This window comes from Serratia sp. PAMC26656, from assembly GCF_016469055.2.
GTDB classification, from domain to species: Bacteria; Pseudomonadota; Gammaproteobacteria; order Enterobacterales; family Enterobacteriaceae; genus Serratia; species Serratia plymuthica.
Map to the genome: position 1 here is coordinate 5,334,519 of NZ_CP150486.1, position 23,981 is coordinate 5,358,499.

The 23,981-nt window shown below is 56.3% G+C and carries 23 protein-coding genes; 7 read left to right on the forward strand and 16 right to left on the reverse strand.

What is annotated here, in order from left to right:
• Positions 1-173: 173 nt before the first annotated feature.
• On the reverse strand, positions 174-1,169 hold the full coding sequence (gene gntR, locus JEM67_RS26005; protein WP_013814872.1) for a gluconate operon transcriptional repressor GntR: 996 nt from the start codon (positions 1,167-1,169) through the stop codon (positions 174-176).
• A gap of 131 nt (positions 1,170-1,300) precedes the next feature.
• Positions 1,301-1,996, reverse strand: a complete 696-nt coding sequence (locus tag JEM67_RS26010) for a pirin family protein (protein ID WP_013814873.1) — start codon at positions 1,994-1,996, stop codon at positions 1,301-1,303.
• Between the two features lie 389 nt (positions 1,997-2,385).
• On the opposite strand from JEM67_RS26010, the gene JEM67_RS26015 reads away from it, so the two are divergent.
• The gene (locus JEM67_RS26015) at positions 2,386-2,907 is read left to right on the forward strand and encodes a GNAT family N-acetyltransferase (protein WP_199638603.1); all 522 of its coding nucleotides are present in this window, start codon (positions 2,386-2,388) and stop codon (positions 2,905-2,907) included.
• Entirely contained in the window at positions 2,900-4,078 is a 1,179-nt protein-coding gene (locus JEM67_RS26020) for a P1 family peptidase (protein ID WP_199638605.1), read from the forward strand. Before JEM67_RS26015 ends, JEM67_RS26020 begins: the two co-directional genes overlap by 8 nt.
• Before the next feature lie 184 nt (positions 4,079-4,262).
• Here the strand turns inward: JEM67_RS26020 and iolE are convergent, their stop codons facing one another.
• The 5 genes from iolE to JEM67_RS26045 are packed head-to-tail and all read right to left on the reverse strand — an operon-like array spanning position 4,263 to position 9,541.
• The gene (gene iolE, locus JEM67_RS26025; RefSeq protein WP_199638607.1) at positions 4,263-5,159 is read right to left on the reverse strand and encodes a myo-inosose-2 dehydratase; all 897 of its coding nucleotides are present in this window, start codon (positions 5,157-5,159) and stop codon (positions 4,263-4,265) included.
• Between the two features lie 59 nt (positions 5,160-5,218).
• Positions 5,219-6,103 carry a sugar phosphate isomerase/epimerase family protein gene (locus JEM67_RS26030; RefSeq protein WP_199638609.1) on the reverse strand — a complete coding sequence of 295 codons (885 nt, stop codon included), beginning with the start codon at positions 6,101-6,103 and terminating at the stop codon, positions 5,219-5,221.
• A 38-nt stretch (positions 6,104-6,141) separates the two neighbouring features.
• On the reverse strand, positions 6,142-7,155 hold the full coding sequence (locus tag JEM67_RS26035) for a Gfo/Idh/MocA family protein (RefSeq protein WP_199638611.1): 1,014 nt from the start codon (positions 7,153-7,155) through the stop codon (positions 6,142-6,144).
• Between the two features lie 48 nt (positions 7,156-7,203).
• Complete coding sequence (gene iolD / locus JEM67_RS26040; RefSeq protein WP_199638613.1) at positions 7,204-9,144, reverse strand: 3D-(3,5/4)-trihydroxycyclohexane-1,2-dione acylhydrolase (decyclizing); 1,941 nt, start codon at positions 9,142-9,144, stop codon at positions 7,204-7,206.
• Between the two features lie 49 nt (positions 9,145-9,193).
• A complete protein-coding gene (locus tag JEM67_RS26045; RefSeq protein ID WP_199638615.1) occupies positions 9,194-9,541 on the reverse strand; it encodes a hypothetical protein in 348 nt (115 codons plus the stop codon).
• An 86-nt stretch (positions 9,542-9,627) separates the two neighbouring features.
• Here JEM67_RS26045 and JEM67_RS26050 point away from each other — a divergent pair, with 86 nt between their 5' ends.
• Positions 9,628-11,556: a bifunctional 5-dehydro-2-deoxygluconokinase/5-dehydro-2-deoxyphosphogluconate aldolase gene (locus JEM67_RS26050; RefSeq protein WP_199638617.1), complete on the forward strand. Its 1,929-nt coding sequence runs from the start codon at positions 9,628-9,630 to the stop codon at positions 11,554-11,556.
• Between the two features lie 197 nt (positions 11,557-11,753).
• Positions 11,754-12,590, forward strand: coding sequence for a MurR/RpiR family transcriptional regulator (locus tag JEM67_RS26055; RefSeq protein WP_004951463.1), 837 nt, complete (start codon positions 11,754-11,756; stop codon positions 12,588-12,590).
• Positions 12,591-12,673: 83 nt separating this feature from the next.
• Here the strand turns inward: JEM67_RS26055 and JEM67_RS26060 are convergent, their stop codons facing one another.
• The 4 genes from JEM67_RS26060 to JEM67_RS26075 form a co-directional block, all read right to left on the reverse strand.
• On the reverse strand, positions 12,674-13,012 hold the full coding sequence (locus JEM67_RS26060; protein WP_199638619.1) for a type II toxin-antitoxin system RelE/ParE family toxin: 339 nt from the start codon (positions 13,010-13,012) through the stop codon (positions 12,674-12,676).
• A gap of 14 nt (positions 13,013-13,026) precedes the next feature.
• Positions 13,027-13,296, reverse strand: coding sequence for a hypothetical protein (locus JEM67_RS26065; RefSeq protein WP_062868958.1), 270 nt, complete (start codon positions 13,294-13,296; stop codon positions 13,027-13,029).
• 289 nt (positions 13,297-13,585) lie between these two features.
• On the reverse strand, positions 13,586-14,404 hold the full coding sequence (gene iolB, locus JEM67_RS26070; protein ID WP_199638621.1) for a 5-deoxy-glucuronate isomerase: 819 nt from the start codon (positions 14,402-14,404) through the stop codon (positions 13,586-13,588).
• Positions 14,405-14,676: 272 nt separating this feature from the next.
• On the reverse strand, positions 14,677-16,182 hold the full coding sequence (locus JEM67_RS26075) for a CoA-acylating methylmalonate-semialdehyde dehydrogenase (protein WP_199638623.1): 1,506 nt from the start codon (positions 16,180-16,182) through the stop codon (positions 14,677-14,679).
• Between the two features lie 557 nt (positions 16,183-16,739).
• Between JEM67_RS26075 and JEM67_RS26080 the strand changes: the two genes are divergently transcribed.
• Both JEM67_RS26080 and JEM67_RS26085 read left to right on the forward strand, forming a co-directional pair.
• Positions 16,740-18,182 carry a sugar porter family MFS transporter gene (locus JEM67_RS26080; protein WP_199638625.1) on the forward strand — a complete coding sequence of 481 codons (1,443 nt, stop codon included), beginning with the start codon at positions 16,740-16,742 and terminating at the stop codon, positions 18,180-18,182.
• 31 nt (positions 18,183-18,213) lie between these two features.
• Entirely contained in the window at positions 18,214-19,050 is an 837-nt protein-coding gene (locus tag JEM67_RS26085; protein ID WP_199638627.1) for a TIM barrel protein, read from the forward strand.
• Between the two features lie 41 nt (positions 19,051-19,091).
• Here the strand turns inward: JEM67_RS26085 and fetB are convergent, their stop codons facing one another.
• The 5 genes from fetB to JEM67_RS26110 all read right to left on the reverse strand — a co-directional run bounded on the left by fetB (position 19,092) and on the right by JEM67_RS26110 (position 22,630).
• Entirely contained in the window at positions 19,092-19,865 is a 774-nt protein-coding gene (gene fetB / locus JEM67_RS26090) for an iron efflux ABC transporter permease subunit FetB (protein WP_006328625.1), read from the reverse strand.
• On the reverse strand, positions 19,852-20,529 hold the full coding sequence (gene fetA / locus JEM67_RS26095) for an iron efflux ABC transporter ATP-binding subunit FetA (protein WP_013814887.1): 678 nt from the start codon (positions 20,527-20,529) through the stop codon (positions 19,852-19,854). The genes fetB and fetA overlap by 14 nt, the downstream gene beginning before the upstream one ends.
• 207 nt (positions 20,530-20,736) lie before the next feature.
• Positions 20,737-21,018: a FaeA/PapI family transcriptional regulator gene (locus tag JEM67_RS26100; RefSeq protein ID WP_199638629.1), complete on the reverse strand. Its 282-nt coding sequence runs from the start codon at positions 21,016-21,018 to the stop codon at positions 20,737-20,739.
• Between the two features lie 20 nt (positions 21,019-21,038).
• Positions 21,039-22,214: an FKBP-type peptidyl-prolyl cis-trans isomerase N-terminal domain-containing protein gene (locus tag JEM67_RS26105; RefSeq protein WP_199638631.1), complete on the reverse strand. Its 1,176-nt coding sequence runs from the start codon at positions 22,212-22,214 to the stop codon at positions 21,039-21,041.
• A gap of 2 nt (positions 22,215-22,216) precedes the next feature.
• Positions 22,217-22,630, reverse strand: coding sequence for a hypothetical protein (locus JEM67_RS26110; protein ID WP_199638633.1), 414 nt, complete (start codon positions 22,628-22,630; stop codon positions 22,217-22,219).
• Between the two features lie 764 nt (positions 22,631-23,394).
• Between JEM67_RS26110 and JEM67_RS26115 the strand changes: the two genes are divergently transcribed.
• Positions 23,395-23,925, forward strand: a complete 531-nt coding sequence (locus JEM67_RS26115; RefSeq protein WP_013814891.1) for a fimbrial protein — start codon at positions 23,395-23,397, stop codon at positions 23,923-23,925.
• Positions 23,926-23,981 lie beyond the last annotated feature (56 nt).

Here is a 23,981-nt window from a genome sequence, read left to right on the forward strand (position 1 = left end):
GTTACCGGTATCATGATACCGGTAACAACACGAATGACGGAATCGGGTAAACGACTAAAATTCGCGTTCTGGGATAGAGATCAAACTTACGGCAGTAACGAGCGGCAAGCGCACCGGTGGGAGGTGAAACGCGCCGAACGGCGCGGGTTCAAAATGCGGTGAGTTAAAAACGATCAAATACTGCCGCCGGGGATCACGGTAAAACCCACGTCTACCATACGCGGGGAAACGGTTTCACCCCGCAACCGCGCCAGCAGACGCTCGGCGCCGATTTGCCCCATCCTTTCACGCGGCGTCAGCACGCTCGCCAGTTTCGGCACCATCACCTGACCGATATCGTGGCCGTGGAAACCGGCAATCGCCATCTGATCGGGGATCGACAGCCCCTGACGCTGGCACTCAAAGGTGGCGCCAATCGCCAGGTCATCGTTGGTGCAGAAGATACTGTCAATCTGCGGATAGTCGCGCTGCGCCTGGCGTAGCAGTTCGCCGCCGGCGGAATAGGACGACGAACGCGCGGTCATGACGCTGTACGGTTCCAGACCGGACTCGCGCATTGCCTGCTCATAGCCCTGCTGTTTGATAATGGTGCGCTCATCCTGACGTGCGCCGAAATACACCACGTGACGGTGGCCGTGAGCGATGATTTGCTGAGTCATCTGGCGCGCGGCTTCGAAGTTATTGAAGCCCACCGCCAGATCAATGCACGGCGACACGCAGTCCATCAGCTCCACCACCGGGATGCCCGCCACCTCGATCATCTTAAGGGTACGCGGGGTATGGTGGCGTTCGGACAGGATCAAGCCGTCGATATTGTACGACAGCAGCGAGGTCAGGCGCTGCTCTTCACGCTCCGGCAAATAGCCGTAGTGCGCCAGCATGGTCTGGTAATTGTGCGCATCGGTCACGCTCTCGATACCGCGCAAGACTTCGGCAAACACCTGGTTGGTTAACGACGGCAGCAGTACGCCAATGGCGCGGCTGGTCGAGTTGGAAAGGATATCCGGCGCACGGTTGGGAATGTAACCCAGCTCATCAAGCGCGACGGCAATTTTTTGCTGCAAGGCGACAGAAACCTGATCGGGATTACGCAGATAACGGCTCACCGTCATCTTGGTCACGCCAACCTTGTCTGCAACATCCTGAAGTACCGGCCGTTTTTTCTTCATTATCAATGAACTGGCTAACCGTGAAAGGGCGTTCATTTTAGCAAAAAAAAACCGGGGCCGATATTGTTGGTTGCCGGATGGCCGAATGCAAAAAGGGCTCACCGCGTGAGCCCTTGATATTTACCGCTTAATCACACGGGCGGCAGATCGAACAGCAGGATTTCACTGTCTTCATCCGCCTGAATCGACAGCTCGGCTTCATCCCACACCGCGAAAGCATCGCTGGTGCCGGCCTGTTGACCGTTGATCACCACGTTGCCGCGGACTACCTGGATCCAAACGCGGCGCTGGGCCTCGATCTGATACGCCGACTGCTCGTCTTTGTTCAGCGCCCAGCGTGACAAAGTCATATCCTGGAACACCTTCAGCGAACCCTCGCGCGCATCCGGCGACAGCACTAACTGGCGGCCCTGCGGCGCATCGAACATACGTTGCTCATAACGCGGCTCCAGCCCGACCTGATCAGGAATAATCCAAATCTGGTACAGGTGCAGCGGGCGATCCTTATTGCCGTTGTATTCAGAGTGGCGCACCCCGGTGCCCGCACTCATGATCTGGAACTCACCGGCTTGAATCTGCTCTTTGTTGCCCATGCTGTCCTGATGCTCTACCGTGCCGCTCAGCACGTAGGTCAGGATCTCCATGTCTTTATGCGGATGAGTGCCAAAACCCTGCCCCGCGTCGATCACGTCTTCGTTGATCACCCGCAGCGCCGAGAACCCCATAAAATCGGCATCGTAGTAGTTGGCAAATGAGAAGGTATGCCAGCTATCCAGCCAACCATGATTGGCATGACCGCGATCTTCTGCTTTACGTAAATAAATCATATTCAACTCTCCTCAATGTTTTTTTACAGTCTAGTCCCGGCAGCAGAATAAGAAAGCGTAAAAAACTCACCCCTCTGTTCAAAAAATTAGATGGAGTGGCGAAGCTATTTTCAGCGGAGTTGTTGAAGGCGTGAAGGGGGTAAAAACAGGCAAAAAAAAAGCCAGCACCCGAGCTGGCTAAGTAACACTGGAAGCAATGTGAGCAATGTCGTGCCTTCGCAGGAAGAGTATCAAAAAGGCGATGCTCTCCCCGGAACGCATCGCAATAATAATCATTATCATTCGCACCTGTAAAGCGTTATTTTGCCCCATCCGAAATAATGTTGACTCGTTGGGATAAACGGATAAATTCAAAGGTTATTCAACCGGTAAGCAACAGGAGCAGCGTCATGAGTGAAATAGTGGTTCGTCACGTAGAAGCGGCAGATGCACAGGCCTTACATCAGCTTTACTCTCAACCACAACTTTACCGTGACACGCTACAACTCCCGCTAGCCTCAAAAGAACTGTGGCACAAGCGCCTCGCCAACCTCGAACCGGGCACCCACAACCTAGTGGCCTGTATCGACGGGCAGATCGTCGGCCAGCTTGCCGTGATGTTGAACCAGCGCCTTCGCCGTCGCCATGTGGCGACCTTCGGCATTGGCGTCGATGCGCGTTATCACGGCAAAGGCGTCGGCAGCAGCCTGATGAAGGCGATGATCGACCTTTGCGACAACTGGGCGGCCATCGAACGCATCGAACTGACGGTGTTTACCGACAATCAAGCCGCCATTGCGCTCTACCGCAAGTTCGGCTTTGAAATTGAAGGTACCAGCCGCGCTTATGCCATGCGCGATGGCGAGTTGGTGGATTCTCATCATATGGCTCGCTTTCGCAGCGAGCAGCGGGCAAAAGCACATCATGAGTGATAGCGAAAATGAATCAGGGCCGGTTAACCGGCCCTTAACCGTCAGCCGCCGCACTTTTGTGCAGACGCTGGCCTGCGTAACGGGTGCTATCGGCATCCTTTCTCCCACCACCTTCCTGGGGGCCGCCATGCCAACCTCTCCTGCCGTGCGGAGCGGCGCCCGCAACCTGATTACCGACGTTCCCGGCCTGAAGGTCGGCGTCGCCCAGAGCAGCCAGGTACGCACCGGCACCACGGTGATCCTGCCGGATAGCCCGGCGATCGCCGCCGTCGACGTGCGCGGTGGTGGCCCGGCAACCCGTGAAACCGACGCGCTGGGGGAAGATAACCTGGTGCAAACCGTCGATGCGCTGGTGCTGAGCGGTGGCTCGGTATACGGGCTGGCGGCGGCGGACGGCGTCGCGGCCTGGCTGGGGCAACAAGGCCGCGGCTACGCCCTGCGGCCTGCTCCCGGCGTGCCGGTTTCCCCCATAGTACCTACCGCCTGCCTGTATGATCTGAACAACGCGGGCGATAAAAACTGGCAGCTTGATCCGCCCTACCGCCAACTGGGGATAGAAGCGGCCGGCAAAGCGGGCCATGACTTCCCGCTCGGCACCGTAGGGGCAGGCTATGGCGCCATGACCGGCATGGGCAAGCTGAAAGGCGGCCTCGGCTCGGCTTCCATCGTGGCGGCTAACGGCGCAACCGTCGGCGCGCTGGTGGCGGTCAACAGCCTGGGTTCGGTGGTCGCACCCGGCACCCGTGCCTTCTGGGCCACGCCTTATGAAATCAACGGTGAATTCGGCAACGGCGGCGCGGCCGCGCTGGCGCAGTTGCATGGCCAGGGCGAAGACTGGATGCCCACAGAGCCGACAGGCGGCAGGAAAAACACCACCCTGGCCTGCATCGCCACCGATCTGGCGCTGACCCGGGTGGAGTTGAAACGCGTGGCGATCATGGCGCAGGACGGTATGGCGCGCGCCATCCGCCCATTGCACAGCCCGTTCGACGGCGACGTGGTGTTTGCCTTGTCCACCGGCAAGCGCGAGGTTCAGGGCAGCCGCGAGCTGGCGGTGCTGCAAATTGGCGCCTTGGCGGCAGACACGCTGGCGCGGGCGATCGCCCGTGGCGTCTACGCCGCCACCCCATGGCCCGGCAGCCAGGTCACCACCTGGAAAACCCTCGCCTGACCCGGCAAATAAAAAAGGTGCCTTGATAATTCAGGCACCTTTTTTATACCCAAAATAATTGGAGTTGCATCCAGGCGGCAAGGGGGCTTATCCCGATGAGCTTACTCAAGTAAGTGATTCGGGTAAGTGCGCGCAGCCAACACAGAGGCAGCTTCAAGTATGACGGGTATCTTTCCCGGCCCGATTAAATGCCGGCGGTCTCCTTGATATAACGGCGCGCCTTCACCGCATATTCAAACGGGTTGGCCAGCGCCGGATCCTGTTCGGCCTCCACCACCATCCAGCCCTTGTAGCCCCGCTCATCCAGCAGTTTAAACACTGGCAGGAAGTCGATCACACCATCACCCGGCACGGTGAAGGTGCCCTTCTTCACGCCGTCGAGGAAGCTCAGCTTATTGGCCTTCACTTCCGCCACCACCTCGTCACGCACGTCTTTCAAATGCACATGGTTAATCCGCGGCAGATACTTTTCCAGTATCGCCATCATCGCCTGCTGGCTGCCTTCCGAGTAGTAAGCGTGGCCGGTATCAAACAGCAGATAGACGTCGTCGTTCACCATGCTCATGTAGCGGTCAATCTCTGCGGTAGTCTGGATGCCGGTGCCCATATGGTGGTGCAGGCAAACCTGCATCCCCTTGTCGGCGGCAATTTTCGCCAGCTCATTGTAGCCATCGGCCACCCGCTGCCACTCTTCGTCGCTGAAATACGGCTTCTCTTCGAACACCCCTTTGGTGGTGCCCTGAATGCTCTTGCTCTGCTCGGAACAGCCGATCACCCTGGCACCCATCGCATGCAGGAAATTCATATGGTTGATAAATTCATCGATGGTTTTTTCTTTCTGGCCGTCGGCAAAAAAGGTGCTGAACCAGGCGTTGCAGATCTCGATGCCACGAATATCCAGCATCGGCTTCAACACCGCCGGATCGCGCGGGTACTTGCTCCCGACTTCGCTGCCGGTGAAGCCGGCCAGCGCCATTTCACTGACGCACTGCTGGAAAGTATTCTCTTTGCCCAATTCTGGCATATCGTCATTGGTCCAGCCGATCGGCGCAATGGCCAGTTTCACGTTGTCTTTGTTCATGTTCAGCCTCAATAATCGGATGACGCGCCGTCGGCGTTAACGCCGACGCGCCGAAAAGGTTATTTGCCCAGCAGCTCTTTCTCGATGCGCTCTCTGGTCGCCACTGCCTGGTTTTTCATTTTTTCCGGGTAGCCAAACAGCGAAGTGCAGATGATCGATTCGCCACCGACCTTAAAGTTGCGGTTGGCGAACTCCATATCGCGCAGGGTCTGGAACAGCGCGTCGAAATCCACCTCGCCTTCGCCAATACCCACGTGCTGGTGCACGGCAGCGTCCACCCCCGGCGGGTTGACGATATAGCGGCAGTGTTTGGTGTGGTTCATGGTGTCGGCGATCAGCACGTGGGAAAGATCGTCTCCGGCATATTTCAGCATGCTGGCCACGTCGCCCTGGCCTTTGTCGTAATAGAAGCTGTGTGGCACGCTGTAGAGGTACTTGACGTGGTCGCTACGCAGCGATTTCACCATGTCGGCGGTTTCGTTGCTCAGTTCGCAGAAATCCCACGGATGAGACTGGATTTCCATGCGGATGCCTTCGCGCTCAATGATCGGCAGCAGCTCCTCCATTGAGCGATACCAAAGCTCTTCGCAAATTTCCGGCTCATTAGGGTTGCCGGCCAGCTCGGTGTTGATCACCTGCACGCCCATTTCCACCGCAATCTCTATCATCCGGCGCCAGTTTTTGACTGCCGCTTGGCGACGATCCTCACCCGGGCCGGACCAGCGGTACACCACAATCAACGAGGAAATCTCCACACCGGTCGCTTTCAGCGCGTTCTTGTATTCCGCCATCACCTCACGGCCGGCTTTAGGATGCTTATAGAACGGATTGATCTGCGGGTGCGGCGACTGTTCGATATACCGATAGCCCCAGTCCGCTACCTGCTGAACCATTTTGGTGATGCCCAGGTCCCTGATGACATCAACATCAAAAGCGATCTTCATGGTCATTCCTCTTAAACGTGGGTACGGCGGTCAGCCCATTAGTGGTTGTAGAACGCCGGGCGCGGCGGCAGGGTCACCGGCACAATCTCGCCGCTGAGCTGCGCGGCCACGCAGGCGTCGGCAGTCACAGAGGCCGCATAACCGTCCCAGGCGGAAGGCCCGGTCAGTTTCCCGGCCAGCACGTCGTTGATAAAGCCTTGCAGCTCAACGTCATAGGCGTCAATAAAGCGGTCTTTCCAGTCGGTCAGGATCTCGGTAGACAGTTTGGCACCGCTGCGCATCTGCACCGACGAAGGCTCCGGCAGTTTGGCGATGCCGGTTTCACCCACCACTTCACACTGGATGTCATAGCCGTACTGGCAGTTAACGAAAATTTCGACGTCAATACGCGTGCCCTTGGCGGTTTCAAACAGCACAATCTGCGGATCTTTCAGGTGCGGGAACGCCTTGGGGCTTTTACGCGGGAACACCACCTGCACCGAGACGTAGTCGTCATCCAGCAGCCAGCGCAGCACGTCGATCTCGTGAATCAAGGTGTCGGTAATCGCCATATCGGTGGTATAAGCCTCACCGACGGTCGGGTTGCGGTGCGCACAATGCAGCATCAGCGGCTCGCCGATCTGGCCGCTGCTCAGCACCTGTTTTAAAGCGCGGTAGCCGCGATCGTAAGGGCGCATAAAACCCACCTGCACCAGGCGTTTGCCGTGCTTCGCTTCGGCTTCGACGATGTTTTTACAGCCCTGTGCGGTGACCGCCAGCGGCTTCTCGCAGAACACCGGCTTGCCGGCGGCGATGGCCGCCAGCACAAATTCTTCGTGGCTCGGGCCCCAGGAAGTGACCAGCACCGCCTGCACGTCCGCCGCCTTGATCAGATCGTGGCCGTTGTCATACACCTTGGCGTCCAGCTTCAGATCGCTCACAACCTTGGCGGCGTTGTCGCGGTTGATGTCGTTGACCGCCACGATGCGGCTGCCCTGCAACACTTTGCTGCAGCGGCGAATATGATCCCGACCGATTGCGCCGGTGCCAATAACCCCAATGTTCAATGTCATCTTCGTTATCCTCTTCAAATAGTTGCGGCAGACGCAAGGTCTGGGTAATCAGTAATCGCGGGCCTTATCGATGTTTTCCTGCAGCTTGCGGGCCACGGCGACAATTTTTTCGCTGTCGGCCACCTGAGCACCGCCCACGCGCCACCAACTGAGATATTTGTGCACCATGGTTTTTGGCAGCACTTTGATGTCCAGCAGGGTAGAGACCTTCTGCAGGCGCGCATCGGCCAGCGCGTCGATCAGTTGTTGTTCGGTAGTGACGCTGTAGGTTTTGCAGCCGTAGGCCGCCGCCAGCATGGCGAAATTGACCGGCACAAAATTGCCGTCGAGCTTGCCGCCCTGCGGGTTGCGGAAGCGGAATTCGGTGGTGTAGCTGTCCATACCGTGTTCCATCTGCAGGTTGTTGATGCAGCCGTTGGTCATGTTGTCGAACAGCACCACGTTGATTTTGCAGCCTTCCTGAATCGAGGTGACCAGTTCGGAATGCAGCATCATAAAGGCGCCGTCGCCGACCATCGCATACACCTCGCGCTGCGGTTCGGCCAGCTTGACCCCCAACGCCGCGTTAACCTCGTAGCCCATGCACGAATAGCCGTATTCCACGTGATAACCGTGCTCGCCGTGGTTGTGCCACACGCGCTGCAAATCGCCCGGCAGACTGCCGGCGGCGGCGACGATCACGCTGTCCTGCGGCAGGTGCTGATTCAACACGCCCAGCACTCGGCTTTGGGTCAGCAGCGAGTCGGTCTGTTCAATAAATTCGGCGAAGACACGGTCGCGATCGAGATGATCGTCAATTTCCGGCACAAAGCCTTCGCCCGTGTATTCCACCGCATAAACGCGGGCGGTTTCCTGCTGCTGCGCGCTGCACGCCTCGGCAATGGCATCGCCCCAACCGGCGCGGTAATCGGATTGCTCCAGCAGGGCGCTCAAGGCGACCAGCGCCGCACGAGCATCGGCCAGTACCTGCACGCCGTCGAGTTTACCGGCGTCAAAACCGCTGACGTTAATATTGAGGAAATCGACATCCGAATGTTGGAACAGCCATTTTGACGATGTGGTGAAGTCGGTGTAACGGGTACCTACGCCAATCACCAGATCGGCCTGTTTAGCCAGCGTATTGGCCGCCAGACAGCCGGTTTCGCCGATGCCGCCCAGGTTAAACGGATGGCTGGAAGGTACGGTGCCCTTGCCGGCCTGAGTTTCCACAAACGGAATGTGAAAACGTTCGGCAAATTCGCGCAGCGCCTGCCCGGCCTGCGAATACTTCACCCCGCCGCCGCACACCAGCAGCGGTTTACGTTTGGCGGTCAACAGCGCCAGCGCATCCGCCAGCATGCCTTCGGTCGCCGGGCGGCGATCGAGCCGATGTACGCGCTTTTGGAAAAAGTAGTCCGGGTAGTCATAGGCTTCGCCCTGCACGTCCTGTGGCAGGCACAGCGTGACCGCGCCGGTTTCCGCCGGATCGGTCAGCACGCGCATCGCGTTGATGCAGGCGCTCATCAGCTGTTCCGGCCGCACGATGCGATCCCAGTATTTGCTGACCGCGCGGAAAGCGTCATTGGTGCTGATGCTGAGATCGTAGGACTGTTCGATCTGCTGCAACACCGGGTCCGGCTGGCGCGACGCATAGACGTCGCCCGGCAACAGCAATAAAGGAATGCGGTTGGCGGTGGCGGTCGCGGCGGCGGTGATCATATTGGCGGCACCGGGGCCGACGGAAGAGCTGCAGGCGTAGATCTGCTGACGCAGCTTCTGCTTGGCGAAGCCGGTCGCCGCATGGGCCATGCCCTGCTCATTGCGCCCCTGGTGCACCACCAGTTCGCCGCTGTCTTGTTCCAGCGCCTGCCCCAGGCCGAGGACGTTGCCGTGACCGAAAATCGCAAAGATGCCCTTTACGAATTTGGTTTCCACGCCGTCGACCAGCAAATACTGGTTATCGAGGAACCGGACGAGTGCCTGTGCCATGGTTAATCTGATCTTGCCCATTTCTCCACCCTCTACATTATGCCCTATGGCTTTCCAGCGGTGCCGCTCACTAAACCGACAACGTGAAACGTGAAGCGATTATAAACAAATATATTTTCCATAAAATCACATTACAGAAGAAACATTTCATTTTGCGATAAAGATCGCATAATGATGAAAACCCCATTTCATCCATGCCTTTAGAATTCACCGACTTAGCCGCCCTTTCCGGCCGATGCGGCCCCATCCCAACCGCACCAAACCCGCCTGCGTACCCGATGCCACCGGCCTGTAACGCGTAAGCATCAACCCCCGTTGCAGCACGTTCTCCTCTCAGGCGGGGCGCGGTTTTCGCCCTCTGCATCCCCGCTTTCATCATGGTTTTAAATGCATCACATTTTTGGGGTGTAAATTTCATTCAATCTTGAAATTGAAATTTTTATTCCTCATACTCCAAAATATGCTTTGCAGTCGGGGTTTTGCTTAATACAGAAGGAAACGGGTATGGCTACACAAAAAAAACAACTTGATGTCATTTGTCTCGGGCGTATCGCCGTCGATTTCTATGCACAACAGATCGGCGCACGCCTGGAAGATGCCAGCACATTCTCCAAGTATCTCGGCGGCTCTTCCGGCAACGTAGCCTACGGCACCGCCATTCAGGGGTTGAAGTCCGGCATGCTGGCCCGCGTCGGCGATGAGCATATGGGCCGTTTCCTGCGCGAAGAGCTGCAACGCGTCGGCGCCGACACCCGGAGCCTGATCGTCGACCCAGAGCGCCTGACCGGCCTGGTGATCCTCGGCATCAAGGATCAGGAAACCTTCCCGCTGATTTTCTACCGTGAAAACTGTGCCGACATGGCGCTGACGCCGGACGATATCGACGAATCCTATATTGCGTCGTCACGCGCGCTGGCCATTACCGGCACCCACTTGTCGCACCAGAACACCCGCGCTGCGGTGCTGAAGGCGCTGGAGTACGCCCGCCGCCACGGCTTGCGCACCGCGCTGGATATCGACTACCGCCCGGTATTGTGGGGCCTGACCTCGTTGGGTGACGGTGAAACCCGCTTTGTGGAATCCGAGAAGGTGACCCGCGAACTGCAAGAGGTGCTGCACCACTTTGATTTAATCGTCGGTACCGAAGAAGAGTTTCATATTGCCGGCGGCAGCACCGACACACTGACCGCACTGAGCAACGTACGCAAAGCGACCCAGGCCACACTGGTCTGCAAACGCGGAGCTCAGGGCTGCTCGGTCTTCGAAGGCGAGATCGCCGCCGACTGGCAGCAGGTAAAACTGCATTCCGGCGTACGGGTTGAGGTACTGAACGTGCTGGGCGCCGGCGATGCCTTTATGTCCGGCCTGTTGCGCGGTTACCTGAACGATGAAGGCTGGGATCAGGCCTGCCGCTACGCCAACGCCTGCGGTGCGCTGGTGGTTTCGCGCCACGGCTGCGCGCCGGCGATGCCCACCAAACTGGAGCTGGATGACTATTTGCAACGCGAACGGGAAGTGAAACGCCCGGACCGCGACCCGCGGCTCAACCACCTGCACCGGGTGACGACCCGCAAAAAACAGTGGCCGGAACTGTGCGTGTTCGCCTTCGATCACCGCAAGCAGCTGGCGGATATGGCGCGCGAAGCCAACGTCAGTGAAGAGCGCATCCCCCAATTGAAAACCCTGCTGCTGGCGGCGGCGCAACGGGCCGCAGAAGATGCCGGGCTGCAGGGCAACAGCGGCATTCTGGCCGACACCACTTACGGCCAGGCGGCGCTGAACGAAATCACCGGCCAGGGCTGGTGGATTGGCCGGCCGGTCGAACTGCCCAGCTCGCGCCCGCTGCGGCTGGAGCACGGCAATATCGGCTCGCAACTGATCGACTGGCCGCAGGAACACGTAGTGAAATGCCTGGTGTTTTACCATCCGCATGACGCCGCCGAACTGCGCCGCGAACAGGATGAACTGATCGGCGACGTCTATCGCGGCTGCTGCAAATCCGGCCACGAGCTGCTGCTCGAGGTGATTTTGCCGGAAAGCAACGCCGACAAAGACGAGCGTTACTATCTGGACATGCTGCAACATTTCTACCGGCTGGGCGTGAAGCCGGACTGGTGGAAACTGCCGCCGCTGAGTGCCGAGAACTGGCGGCAGGTCGGCGCGTTGATCGAGGCTAACGATCCCTTCTGTCGCGGCGTCCTGATCCTGGGGCTGGATTCCCCGGAGGAAACGCTGAAGGCCGGCTTCGCCGCCGCTGCAGATGCGCCTTGGGTGAAAGGTTTTGCCGTTGGCCGCACCATTTTCGGCCAGCCTTCACGCCGCTGGTTGCAGGGCGAACTGGATGATGCCGGCTTAATCGAACAGGTGAAACAAAAATACCTGACGCTGATCGGTTTCTGGCGCAAATATCGCCCCGGCCACGACGCAAGCTAATCGACAAAGACTCCCCTTACAGCGATTTTCGCCGCTTTAAGGGGATTTTTTTGCCGCTTTTCTGTGAAGTAACGCAACGTGCAATCGAATAAATCGCTTTTAGATGAAATGAAATTTCCGCTCCATCTGTTAGAATGGGCTGTCAACAACTCAGGCGTCAGGCCGATACGCCTTAGCCCCCACTGCGAGCCGAATGGATGAACAACCCAACTCAACTTTCGCTGTTACAGGACGAGATTCGCCACCGTTATGAAACGCTAAGCAAGCGCTTGAAACAGGTGGCGCGTTACATTTTGGATAACAGTAACAGCATTGCTTTCGATACCGTTGCCTCCATCGCCGCCCAGGCCAGCGTTCCGCCTTCCACGCTGATCCGCTTCGCCAACGCGTTTGGCTTTAGCGGTTTCAACGAAATGAAACAGGTTTTTCGCCAGCACCTGATGGAAGAAACGGTCAACTACACCGAACGCGCCCGCCTGTTTCGCCAGACTTCGACCGACGGCAACGTCGCCCCGGAAAAACCGGCGGAAATTCTCAACGTGTTCACCATGGTCAACGCTCAGGCGCTGCAACAGCTGGCCATGCAAACCAGCTCAGAGCAGCTGGACCGTGCCGTTGAACTGCTGAACAACGCCGAGAACATCTACGTGATTGGCCTGCGCCGTTCTTTCAGCGTCGCCTCGTACCTTACCTATGCGTTGCGCCACCTTGAACGTCGGGCGTTTCTGATCGACGGGTTGGGCGGCATGTTCACCGAGCAATTGAGCATGGTGAAACCCAAGGACGTGGTGATTGCCATCAGCTACTCGCCGTATGCGCAAGAAGCGCTGGAGTTGGTGGAACTGGGTGCCAAACGCGGCGCGCAACAGATCGCCATCACCGACAGCCAGGTCAGCCCGCTGGCCGCCTTCAGCGACGTGTGCTTTGTGGTGCGCGAAGCGCAGGTGGACGGTTTCCGCTCGCAGGTCGCCTCAATGTGTCTGGCGCAAACCCTGGCGGTATCCTTAGCGCTGAATAATGCCAAAGACGAGTAGTTATGGTAATAAGGGAAGCGGCACGCAGGAAATCGGGCCGTTTTACCGATGAGAATGTACCCGGCGCAGCCGGGTACTGAAAGCTATTGCAATACCAGATAGCGGTACAATGCGCTTTCCAGATCCTGTTTCATGCTAACAAAAACCAGGATTTCGATGGTTTTGTCGTCACGGTCATAGATAACACGATACTCGCTGTCGGGATCCAGCCGCTCACGGAGCTGTACGCCGCAGCCTGATAACATCGCATTGAAACGATAGCGAGTGGGGTCTTCAGCTATCGCCGATAGAGATGATAACAGCAGATTATCCACAAATTCACCGGCATTAGCCTGGCCAATAGTCCCGCTTTTAAACGACTCGATATCTTTAAGACTCCATTCTGCCGCCGGTGAAACAATAATATCCCTATATTTCGGCACTCAGCACCTCTTTGTTATTTGCGTGCTTCACGCAATCTTCTCAGCGTTTCCTCAGGTGACATTCCACGCTGATTTTTAATGTCTTGTTTAGCCAGCATCACCAGTTTTAGCAGGGCATTAGCCTGTCGTTCGAGATTGCGTTCCCTAATCTCTGCTTCTCTCTCAGCTGCAGTTTGGACAAACAGCTCAGCGACGCCATTTTTGGTGACGAAAACACCGCCTTCAAATAGGTCGGGTGAACCCAACCCTTCTCGAGCAGCCTTTTGGGACATCGTAGTCGTCATAACGGATTCCTCTTTTACTTCTATTGCACAGGCGAAAGCTTCCGCTCAAAGGACGCCTCACCAGGCTTGCGAACAAATCACGGCAATTGCACTTCGCGGCTACTCGCTACTTTCGCTTCCGCGCACATAGCCTGTCATCACACCCAGCGACTCATGTTTAAAAAGGTTATCATTTGAACAGGCGGGGAGCAAATTGATACTAAATTTATACACACGCCAATTGACAGCTATGTGGCCGATAATGAGGAAAGCCCGTTTCACGGGCTTAATGTCATAACACAGACTTGACCTAGCGTGCCGGATAACCGTCGCTGTTAATCCAGGCGTGGTCTTTTTCCCAGGTGAATTTCCACAGCCGCACCGGCCCGGCCATCACGTTGAGATAGTAGCTGTCGTAACCGGCCAGCGTCGCCACCGGATGGTAACCGCGCGGTACCTTGACCACGTCACGGTTATACACCGGCATGCACTCATCCAGTTCGCGATCGTCGGTATAGACTCGCTGCAGGCAAAAACCCTGTTCAGGTTGAATGCGGTGATAGTAGGTTTCTTCCAGATAGGTTTCATCCGGCGAATCCTCCTGGTCGTGCTTGTGGCTGGGGTATGAACTGGTATTGCCTTCATCGGTGTACACTTCCACCACCAGCAGGCTGTCGGCGGGTTCGCTGTCCGGCAGAATGTTATGCACCAGACGCTGATTGCGCCCCTTGCCGCGCCGCTCGACGCCCACATCCGCCGGCGTAATCAGGCGCGACGGCAGATGCCCTTTGCCCGGTGCGCTGCACACCGCCAGCTCCAAATCGCTTTCCGCCCGCACGTTAATCTTGTCGTGATGCGGCACGTAGACCGCGTAAGGCGGCGTGCGCTCAAACGGGCTCATGCGTTTGCCGATATGCGGATATTCCGCCCGCAGGGTGGCGACGGAGGCAATGCCGGCGACCAGCACCAGGCACAGCTCTTTATCGCCGCTTTCCAATTGCAGCGTCTGGCCGGCTTCGAGGCGATAGACATCGAACCCGACAAAGCGCCAGTCGGCATTCTCTGGGGTGACGTGCTGGATGCGCCCCTCGGCGTTCGGCTGCTGACATTTGGCGAGCAATAAGGACATGATTATTCTCCCATTTCAGTATCAAAATACCCAAAATAATTGGAGTTGCATCACGACGGCAAGAGCCGCCTTCCCCAGGAGCTTACCTAATTAAGTGACTGGGGAGCCGATGCAGATGCGGCTTCAAGTATAAAGGGTATATACCCTATGGATTTCAAGTTGCAGCTAGGCGCCCAGCTCATTCATCCTCCGGAGCTTACTTAAGTAAGTGACTGAGGTGAATGAGTGCAGGTAACAACGCTGCGGCTTGAAAGACGACAGGTATAGGGGCCTTAGCCCAGCGTCGGCATGCTGTATTCCGACACCGTCTGCTGCCCGGTTGGCCAGCGCGCTGTGGCGGTTTTCATGCGGGTGTAGAAACGCACGCCGTCGGTGCCGTGCACGTTCAGGGCGCCGAATACCGAGCGCTTCCAGCCGCCGAAGCTGTGAAACGCCATCGGGACCGGTACCGGCACGTTAACCCCCACCATGCCGGCCTGCACTTCCTGCACGAACTGGCGTGCATAGTGGCCGTTACTGGTGAAGATGGCGCTGCCATTGCCAAACTCATGGCTGTTCACCGTATCGATGGCGGTCTGGTAATCCGGTACGCGGACAATACCCAGCACCGGTCCGAAGATCTCTTCACGGTAGATGCGCATGTCAGAAGTCACGTGGTCAAACAGAGTACCGCCAACGTAGTAACCCTCCGGATAGCCCGCTACCTGATAGTTGCGGCCATCGGCCACCAGCGTCGCGCCCTCTTCCACACCCAGATCGATATAACCCAACACTTTCTTCTGGTGCGCCGAAGACACCAGCGGCCCCATTTCGTTTTCTTCGCCGCCCTGCTGAATGCCAGGGCCAACGCGCAGTTGGGCAATCAGCGGTTTCAGCTTGGCGATCAGCTTGTCGGCCGTGTCGTCACCCACCACCACCGCCACCGGCAGTGCCATGCAACGCTCACCGGCAGAACCGAACGCGCCGCCCATCAGGGCATTTACGGTCGCGTCCAGATCGGCGTCCGGCATGATGATGGCCTGATTTTTCGCTGCGCCAAAGGCTTGTACCCGCTTGCCGTGGGCGCTGGCGGTCGTGTAGATGTGTTCCGCTACCGCAGACGAGCCGACAAAGCTCACCGCCTGAATGTGCGGATCGGTGCACAGCTGGGCGGCGTTTTCATTAGAACAGTGAACCACGTTGAATACGCCGTCCGGCAGGCCGGCTTCTTTCAGCAGCTCCGCCAGCCGCACCGAGGCCGAAGGCACCAGCGCCGGCGGCTTGAGGACGAAGGTATTGCCGCAGGCGAGCGCGATAGGGAACATCCACATCGGCACCATCGCCGGGAAGTTGAACGGGGTGATGCCCGCTACCACGCCCAGCGGCTGCATCAGCGAGAAGCTGTCGACACCGCTGCCGACGTCCGGCGAATATTCGCCTTTAATCAAATGCGGAATGCCGCAGGCAAACTCGACCACTTCCAGACCGCGGGTCAGTTCGCCCAGCGCATCGGAATAGACTTTGCCGTGTTCACTGACGATAAGCTGCGCCAGTTCTTCGCGATGCTGTTCAAGCAGCGCCTTAAAATTGAACATGATGCGCGCACGGCGCAGCGGTGTGGTGCGCGACCAGTCGGTAAACGCCTGATGGGCGACATCGATGGCCTGTTTCACCTCGGCGGCGGTGCTCTGCGTGACGCGACGTTCAACCTGGCCGGTAGCCGGGTTATGCACGTCGACGGTTTGATTGCTGCTGCTCAGGCACACCTGCCCGCCAATAAAGTTACCCACGGTTTTCATGTCTCACCCTCTTTTAAGTCCGCTGTCGCCTGGCCGCATGCGGGGCTGCCGCACGCCGTGGCGTTTGAATCACACTGCCAGCTCATGCCCGCAAGCAGGCTAAATCCTGACCGGATACAGCAAACTCTATTTCATTGAAAAAAAAGTTTCAAATAAATTATTTTAGAAATTTTGTTTTTAGTGCGGAAGGTCGCAGTTTTACCCTGTCGTCATACAGGGGCATTGCATTGCGGTAAAAAACGCGCCGCTGGCTTGCCGGGCGGCGGGCGGCAGTTACCACTGACTTTTATACAGAAAAATAGCGACGCCCGGCCAACGCAACGGCGCCGGGCGCGCGTAAATCTTTCGGTAACGTTGGCTGTCCGTTTGCGGTTTTTTTTGAACTGGATCTAAAAATCAATATTTCATTATTCACTAATTATGAAATAAATGTTCTTGTTTAAGGAAGAACTGCACAAATATCACCGCCTTGATGACAGGCACGGTTCACCCTTCTGCTCCCTTTTCCCTACAACGCAACATGCGGGCAGAAGCCAGGATAAAAATCGGAGCAATAAATGTCATATCAGCGTAAACGCAATACCGGCTACATCATGAAGATTTGCGGGGTCGCCGCTCTGGGCGGCCTGCTGTTCGGCTACGATACCGCCGTGATCTCCGGCGCGATCGAATCCCTGAAAACCTATTTCAACCTCAGCCCGGCCGAAACCGGCTGGGCGGTCTCCAACGTGGTGATCGGCTGCGTGGTTGGCGCCTTTGCCGCCGGGCCGCTGGCGGGGCGTTATGGCCGCAAGAAGGCGCTGATGCTGGCGGCGCTGCTGTTCACCGTCTCGGCCATAGGTTCCTCGTTGGCGCCGACCTTCACCTGGTTTGTCATTTACCGCATTATCGGCGGGCTGGCCGTGGGCATCGCTGCCACCGTCTCACCGATGTACATGTCTGAAGTGTCACCGAAAGACATGCGCGGCCGCGCACTCAGCATGCAACAGTTCGCCATCGTGTTCGGCCAGATCGTGATCTTTTACGTCAACTTCAAGATTGCCAGCATCGCCAGCGAAGCCTGGCTGGTGGAGATGGGCTGGCGCTGGATGTTCGCCTCCGGCGTGCTTCCCTGCATCCTGTTTTGCATTCTGGTGTTCATCATTCCGGAATCCCCGCGCTGGAGCGTGATGGTCGGCCGTGACGATCAGGCGCTGGCGATGCTGACCCGCGTCTCCAACGCCGAGCATGCCAAAAACGTACTGCGGGAAATCAAGGATTCGATACGGCAGGATCAACAATCCAACAAGCAAAAACTCAGCTACACCGATAAGCGCGTGCGTTTCATTCTGTTTGTCGGCTGCATGATCGCCATGCTGCAACAGGTCACCGGCGTTAACGTCATGATGTATTACGCGCCGGTGGTGCTGAAAACCGTCACCGAGAATGCGCAGGAAGCGCTGTTCCAGACCATCTGGATTGGCGTGATGCAGTTGGTCGGCTCGGTGATTGGCGCCATGCTGATGGATCGCATGGGCCGTATCCCGTTAATGCGCTGGGGCACGCTGGGGGTCATCGTCGGGCTGCTTATCACCTCTTATGCACTGTATACCGAGGCGACCGGCTATTTCGCGCTGTTCGGCATGCTGTTCTTCATGGTGTTTTTCGCGTTGTCCTGGGGCGTCGGCGCCTGGGTGCTGGTGTCGGAGATTTTCCCCAACCGCATGCGTTCGCAGGGCATGAGCATCGCCGTCGGCTGCATGTGGCTGGCCAACTTTGTGGTTTCGCAAAGCTTCCCGATGATCAACGACAATCCGTATCTGTTCTCCCAGTTCCACGGCGCCTTCCCGATGTGGATTTTTGCGGCGTGCTGCCTGTTCAGCTACTGGTTTGTCAGCCGTTATATCCCGGAAACCCGGGGCGTCTCCCTCGAGAAAATGGAAGACGTGGTGATGGCGAAACGCTATCGCCTGCCCTTGTCCGAAACACGGCCGGTGCCGTTGCAAGACGGCAAGCCCTAAGCTTTCTCAACCCCTTCAGGAGTCATGCATCATGACCATTGCGCCAGAGCGTTTTTGCATCAACCGCAAGATCGCGCCGAATCTCGATTTGGAATCCTTTTTCCGCCTGGTGAAAAAGTGCGGGCTCAGCAAAGTTGAGCTGCGCAACGATATGCCGAACGGCAAGGTGACCGACAGCCTGAGCAATGAGCAACTCACTGCGCTGGCGGCAAAATACGGCATTGAGATCATCACTATCAATGCCCTTGGCAGGTTTAACCTGCTGGACGACGAGGCCGCGCTGCTGAAAAATGCCAAGGCGCTGCTGTCGCAAGCCCAGGCCATCCATAGCAAGGCGCTGGTGCTGTGCCCGCATTGCAGCGCGGACGATCGCCGCAGCGAAGAGCAGAAAAAGACGGATACGTTGGCAGCCCTGAAGCTGCTGGCCCCGCTGTTTAAACAATATGGCGTGCAGGGCTATGTCGAACCGCTGGGCTTCGGCATCAGTTCACTGCGCTCGTCGCTGCTGACGCAGTCGCTGATCGGGGATTCCGGCGCGCCCTACAAAATCGTGCTGGATACCTTCCACCATTATTTAAGTGAGGTGGCGCAACCCGAGTTTGATGCGCAGATTGACATCGATGGCATTGGCCTGGTGCACCTTTCCGGGGTGGAAGACCCGCTAAGCAAAAGCGCGCTAAGCGACGAAGAACGCATCATGCTGAGTGACAAAGATCGGCTGGAGAGCAAAAAGCAGGTGCAGAATCTGGAGCGCCTCGGTTATACCGGCATTTACGCCTTCGAGCCGTTCTCTTCGCAACTGGATAGCTGGTCAGAGGCAGATATAGAACGTGAAATCCGCCAGAGCATCGCCCTGCTGCAAGGGTAGCAGAGAGCATAACGGCCTCTTCGGAGGCCGTTTTTTCAACGCTACTTCAGCTTGCTGACCACCAGTTGATGGCGGGCGTTATAGAATTTACGGTAGGCCAGATAGCAGGCAATAATGGTCGACAGGCTGGCGGTGGAAAGCAGCATAAAGGTGACCATGATCTGGTACTTGATCGCCTTGACCGGATCAATACCCGCGAAGATCAAACCGGACATCATACCCGGCAGGCTGACCAGCCCGACGGTTTTGGCGGAATCGACCGTCGGAATCAACGACGCGCGAATGCTGTCGCGGATCAACGCCGTCGAGGCAAACTTCGGCGACGCGCCCAAACTGAGCATCTCCTGAATCTTCTGCTGATCGCCTTTGAAACGCTGCCCCAGATTGTTGTAACACAACCCAACCGCCACCATGGCATTGCCGGCGATCATGCCGGAAATCGGGATCACCTGCATCGGCGTAAACTCTATCGAACCGGTCAGCACCAACACCACCAGCGTCAGTACCGCGCCCGTGGTAATGGCGATAAATGAGGTAATAAACGCATGCTCAATATATTTACTGCGCTTTTGCGCGTTATAAGCGGCGTTAAAACAAATAAACAGCACCATCAGCACCGTCAGAATGGCGTTGTTCACATCAAAAATGTATTTCAACACGTAGCCGACAATAATCAGCTGCACTACCGCACGGCAAATACTCCAGATAATGTCTTTTTCCAGCGCCAGCTTTTCTTTATGGCTGATCAAAATAGCGATAACCACCAGTATCATCGACAACCCTAAAGATTCATTGGTGATATTATGCTGGTTCATCGGCTTTCTCCTGTGCCCGTGCGCCGTGGGCGCTCAGGGTAATCACATCGTCCGCATGTTTGATTTCATCTTTATCGTGCGTGACCCACAACGCTGCTACGCCATGTTGCGATACCAGCTGATGAATAATCTCGTTGACGTTACGTTTATTCTCTTCATCCAGCGCGCTGGTAATTTCATCCAACAGCAGCACCTTGGGCATAAACTGCAGGTTGCGGATCAAGGAAATACGCTGTTTCTCCCCGCCCGATAATTCGTTAACGCTTTTTTTCAACTTATTTTCCGCCAGCCCGAAACGCGCCAGATCGGCCTTCATTTTTTGCTCGTCCGGTTTTTGCTTACGGATCAGATAAGGCAGCGCAATATTGTCATAGACCGTATCGCCAAACAGCGCCGGAGTCTGGAAGCAGTAAGAGACCTGTTGACGGTATGCTTCCGGCGACATATCGGTGATGGGCTTACCGTCAAAGATAATTTTTCCGCGGGTCGGATCGATCAGCGAAGACACAATTTTAAGCAAGGTGCTTTTTCCGCAGCCGGACGGCCCGGTAATCAGTTTGAATTCGCCCGGCTTTAGGCCGAAAGAGACGGAATCCAAAATAACCTGATCGTCTATTTGATAATGAATACCATCCAATAAAAGTATTTCTTTGCTTTCCTTCATAATATATCCGCATCGCCATAAAACGCGTTTCAATCAGCCGGCAAGTATACCCTATGGATTTCAAGTTGCAGCAGGCGGCCAGCTCGCTCATCCCCAGTCAGGGCAGGTGCACCCGGCGACGAACAACAGGGCTGAGGGGGTTGTAAGCCCTCAGCCTTATCATGATGCGCTGTGAAAGAAAGTCCAACATTTCAGACAGAAAAGGCATTACGCTTTTTGGGACGACGTACAAATATACCAGCGTAACGAATTATTGATGCTGCGGTGGGTACAACGCACTTTTCCCTCTTTTTCCAACGCCAATAACAGCGTGCGTGTGGTGTAAATATTCTCGCCGCATTGGTCTGCCAGCTCCCTTGTTTTAGGCCACTGTTCCGGCGGTGGCGGGTGGTGCCTCTCTGTTCCCGTCACGCGTTCCATACACAGTTTTCGTAACACGTTTAGCATATGCGATTTCCTGATTTCATAGGTTATCGGCGCCTTCGCCATCACGTCCTCCTGGGTTACTTTTACCTGTCCTTATCCGGCGGCAGCACGTCGGCCACGCGCAGGGTGTAAATCATGGTGGCCCCTGGCGGGATGGCGGGCGGGCTGCCCTTCTCGCCATACGCCAGCTCCGGTGGCACCACCAGAGTAATGGACCCGTGCTTGTCGAGTTTGCCGATAGCTGCGCGAAACAGCGGCGGGTATTGCGCCAGCGGTAGCGTGATAGTCGTACCGGCCGGCTCCATATCCTTAATCACCGTGCCGTCGGGCAAACTTTCACGCACCACGATGCTGACGTTGTCGCCTGCTCCTATCCGCCCACTGCCGGCGTAATCCACGCGGTAATAGAACCCGAGCGCGTCCTTATGAACCCCCGGCCTTGTGGCGAAATCGGCAAGATAGGCTTTACCGTCCTGCTGCAAGGTCTGCTGCCGTTGCCGATGAACCTGTTGCACAGCGCGGTCTGCAGCTTGCAGCGCGCCGTCGATGGCGGCGTTGTCCAACCGTGGTCGGCCGTTCAGCGTATCGGCGATGCCCGCCAGCAAACGCGGCCGATCGGCTTCAATACCCCGTTGTTGGTTTTGTTCCTGCAGGTGCAGGATGTCGCGCCCCAGCGAGACTCCGGCGGCGTAAGCCTGTTTATCCGCATCGCTGACCAGCGCCAGCGGCTGTTGCAACTGCGCCAACTGACGGCCGAGCTGCTGTAGCCGTCGTTCTTGTTCTCCGGCTATCCGTTGTTGCCGCGCCAACGATGCCGCCATGGCGATCAGATCCGGCGGCGGCGCGATGGCCCGTCGGATCCCCTTCAGCGCTGCCGTCAACGGCCGGATATCGACAACCTCAGGCACACTGACCGCCGGCTCGGCGACTTGAATCGTCAGCTGCCGCTCCAGCCGACGGACAGTGTCGGCCTGCTGCTGAATCACCTCGGCCTGTTGACGCAGGGTCTGATTCAGCGCCGTCAGCCGGGCGGTATCCCCTCGCGGCGCAGTGCTGGGTTTGGATTTGACGGTAGCCGGCGAGGTAACCGACGGCGCCTTTTCTGCCGCTGGAGCCGCTGGAGTCGCCACCTGCTGCTGCTCGGCAAATTTCAGCAACGCGGGAATGCCGTCATCCGTCGGCGTTTTGCCCGCCGCCAACACGCTGCCTGCCACCAGTAACAAAAGAAAGGCTGCGGCTCCTTCCGCGCACTTTTTCATGGCTACAGGCTCTCCACCCGGCTGGACAGATCGGACATCAGCTCATGTTCGACGTCGGCACAGAACTTTTCAGTTTTATATTTATAAAGCGCGTCTATAGCCTTACGGGTACTTTCATCGACATGACTGCGAATACCGGCATATCCGGAGGCGTTGGAAAGCAGTCCGTTAAAATAAGCAATCCGTTTCTGATAACTTTGCGGGTTAATATTTTTAAGTGAATTCACCCGCTGCTGACAAAGTACGATGCGCTGCTCGTCAGTCTTTTCGTTAGGATTATTCTGTGAGACTTTTTTCACGGCGATAACGCCCGCGCCATTCTTCCCCGCGCAGCCAGACAACATTAAACCGGTCATTATCATCACCGCCAAAGCGACGGCAGAGCGGCGAGTTGAATCATTAATTATGGTAATCATTCCGTTTATCATCCCTTAATTATCACTTAGGTCATTATTATGTCGTGGGGTCCAGCGAGCACTCACCGCTTTGGATTAATCCGAACGAGTTAAATAACAAAAAACGCACAATATCAGCGTGTGCCGATAATAATCCGGCACAGGTCGATATTGTTATTTTTTTGTTAACACCACGAAAGAAATTACTGCCGTCGTTATGCCTGAAAGCCGCGTTTCAAGCCGGCGATATCGTTTTACCTGTCTTTTAAAACAATGAGTTAACTTTTCACTGACGATTAACAGCCGCAATTCATCATCTGCTGCCTGATGGCGATATTATCAAAACAATATTGTGAATTGTAGTGTCAACGGCATATCTGGCGATCTAAAATCTCGCACATTGCCACTTATATAGTCATTTATTCTGGATAATAGTTGTATACGATCTATTGATTTTCAATTATATATATTTCTTTTTCCTTTTGGTTTTATATTCTGTATTTGACCTAAATTAATAAAAGCTATTTCCAACGACGCCTATTATTTGCAAGAATATTCTCACCAAGACGCCAGGGTGATATTCATATTTTCATTTTAATGGAATGCGTTTTTACGCCTTCCAAAAACTTTCGTTATTGCCGAGAAAATAACGGAGGGTGGCGTATTGCCCAGAGCAAAAGGATCTGGCTCCAACTTCGAGGCCGGCGACATGATGTTGCCAGCGTCGTGGGGGATTTAGATGTGCTTTTCTTTTTATTTAAATACTCTCTACAGGAACTTGAGAAATGAAACTGAATAAATTAATGCTGGCAACCATGATTGCTTTCGCTTCCGCATCTGTTGCTCACGCCGCATCTAACCAGGGCAGCGGTAAAGTGACTTTTACCGGTGAAATCATCGATGCGCCATGCAGCGTAGCGCCAGAATCCGTTGACCAGACGGTACCGATGGGTCAAATCAGCAGCCGTATCCTGGCCAAAGAAGGGAAATCCAGCTCTCAGCCATTCAGCATTGAGTTGAAAGACTGCTCTCTGACGACCATGAAGAACGTCCAGGTGACCTTCACCGGCACCCCGGATCCTGATAACAGCAAGCTGTTGGCACTGAGCGGCACCGCGACCGGCGCCGGCATCATGATCTACGACAACCTGCACTCCAAAGACGTTGAGCTGGGCACCGCGACTGACGGTCAGGGCCTGAACGAAGGCAACAACTCCCTGAAATTCGCCGCTTATCTGCAAGGCAGCAGCGCGTCTGGCGCCGTGGTCCCAGGCGAATTCACCAGCGTAGCGAACTTCACTCTGGCTTACCTGTAATCCCCTTGGGGGCGCCGTTTCGGCGTCCCCGCTTTTACCTGCACGGATATTAGGTA

Coding starts and splice junctions, on each gene's coding strand:
- iolE (WP_199638607.1), bottom strand. CDS start 5,159: ATGAACAAAGACAACGTGAAACTGGCCATTGCGCCGATCGGCTGGACC.
- JEM67_RS26105 (WP_199638631.1), bottom strand. CDS start 22,214: ATGAAAAAGTGCGCGGAAGGAGCCGCAGCCTTTCTTTTGTTACTGGTG.
- gntR (WP_013814872.1), bottom strand. CDS start 1,169: ATGAAGAAAAAACGGCCGGTACTTCAGGATGTTGCAGACAAGGTTGGC.
- iolD (WP_199638613.1), bottom strand. CDS start 9,144: ATGGGCAAGATCAGATTAACCATGGCACAGGCACTCGTCCGGTTCCTC.
- JEM67_RS26085 (WP_199638627.1), top strand. CDS start 18,214: ATGACCATTGCGCCAGAGCGTTTTTGCATCAACCGCAAGATCGCGCCG.
- JEM67_RS26045 (WP_199638615.1), bottom strand. CDS start 9,541: ATGAAATTTACACCCCAAAAATGTGATGCATTTAAAACCATGATGAAA.
- JEM67_RS26010 (WP_013814873.1), bottom strand. CDS start 1,996: ATGATTTATTTACGTAAAGCAGAAGATCGCGGTCATGCCAATCATGGT.
- iolB (WP_199638621.1), bottom strand. CDS start 14,404: ATGTCCTTATTGCTCGCCAAATGTCAGCAGCCGAACGCCGAGGGGCGC.
- JEM67_RS26050 (WP_199638617.1), top strand. CDS start 9,628: ATGGCTACACAAAAAAAACAACTTGATGTCATTTGTCTCGGGCGTATC.
- JEM67_RS26065 (WP_062868958.1), bottom strand. CDS start 13,296: ATGACGACTACGATGTCCCAAAAGGCTGCTCGAGAAGGGTTGGGTTCA.
- JEM67_RS26080 (WP_199638625.1), top strand. CDS start 16,740: ATGTCATATCAGCGTAAACGCAATACCGGCTACATCATGAAGATTTGC.
- JEM67_RS26030 (WP_199638609.1), bottom strand. CDS start 6,103: ATGAAGATCGCTTTTGATGTTGATGTCATCAGGGACCTGGGCATCACC.
- JEM67_RS26110 (WP_199638633.1), bottom strand. CDS start 22,630: ATGATTACCATAATTAATGATTCAACTCGCCGCTCTGCCGTCGCTTTG.
- JEM67_RS26075 (WP_199638623.1), bottom strand. CDS start 16,182: ATGAAAACCGTGGGTAACTTTATTGGCGGGCAGGTGTGCCTGAGCAGC.
- JEM67_RS26055 (WP_004951463.1), top strand. CDS start 11,754: ATGAACAACCCAACTCAACTTTCGCTGTTACAGGACGAGATTCGCCAC.
- JEM67_RS26035 (WP_199638611.1), bottom strand. CDS start 7,155: ATGACATTGAACATTGGGGTTATTGGCACCGGCGCAATCGGTCGGGAT.
- JEM67_RS26015 (WP_199638603.1), top strand. CDS start 2,386: ATGAGTGAAATAGTGGTTCGTCACGTAGAAGCGGCAGATGCACAGGCC.
- JEM67_RS26100 (WP_199638629.1), bottom strand. CDS start 21,018: ATGGCGAAGGCGCCGATAACCTATGAAATCAGGAAATCGCATATGCTA.
- fetA (WP_013814887.1), bottom strand. CDS start 20,529: ATGAAGGAAAGCAAAGAAATACTTTTATTGGATGGTATTCATTATCAA.
- JEM67_RS26020 (WP_199638605.1), top strand. CDS start 2,900: ATGAGTGATAGCGAAAATGAATCAGGGCCGGTTAACCGGCCCTTAACC.
- JEM67_RS26115 (WP_013814891.1), top strand. CDS start 23,395: ATGAAACTGAATAAATTAATGCTGGCAACCATGATTGCTTTCGCTTCC.
- fetB (WP_006328625.1), bottom strand. CDS start 19,865: ATGAACCAGCATAATATCACCAATGAATCTTTAGGGTTGTCGATGATA.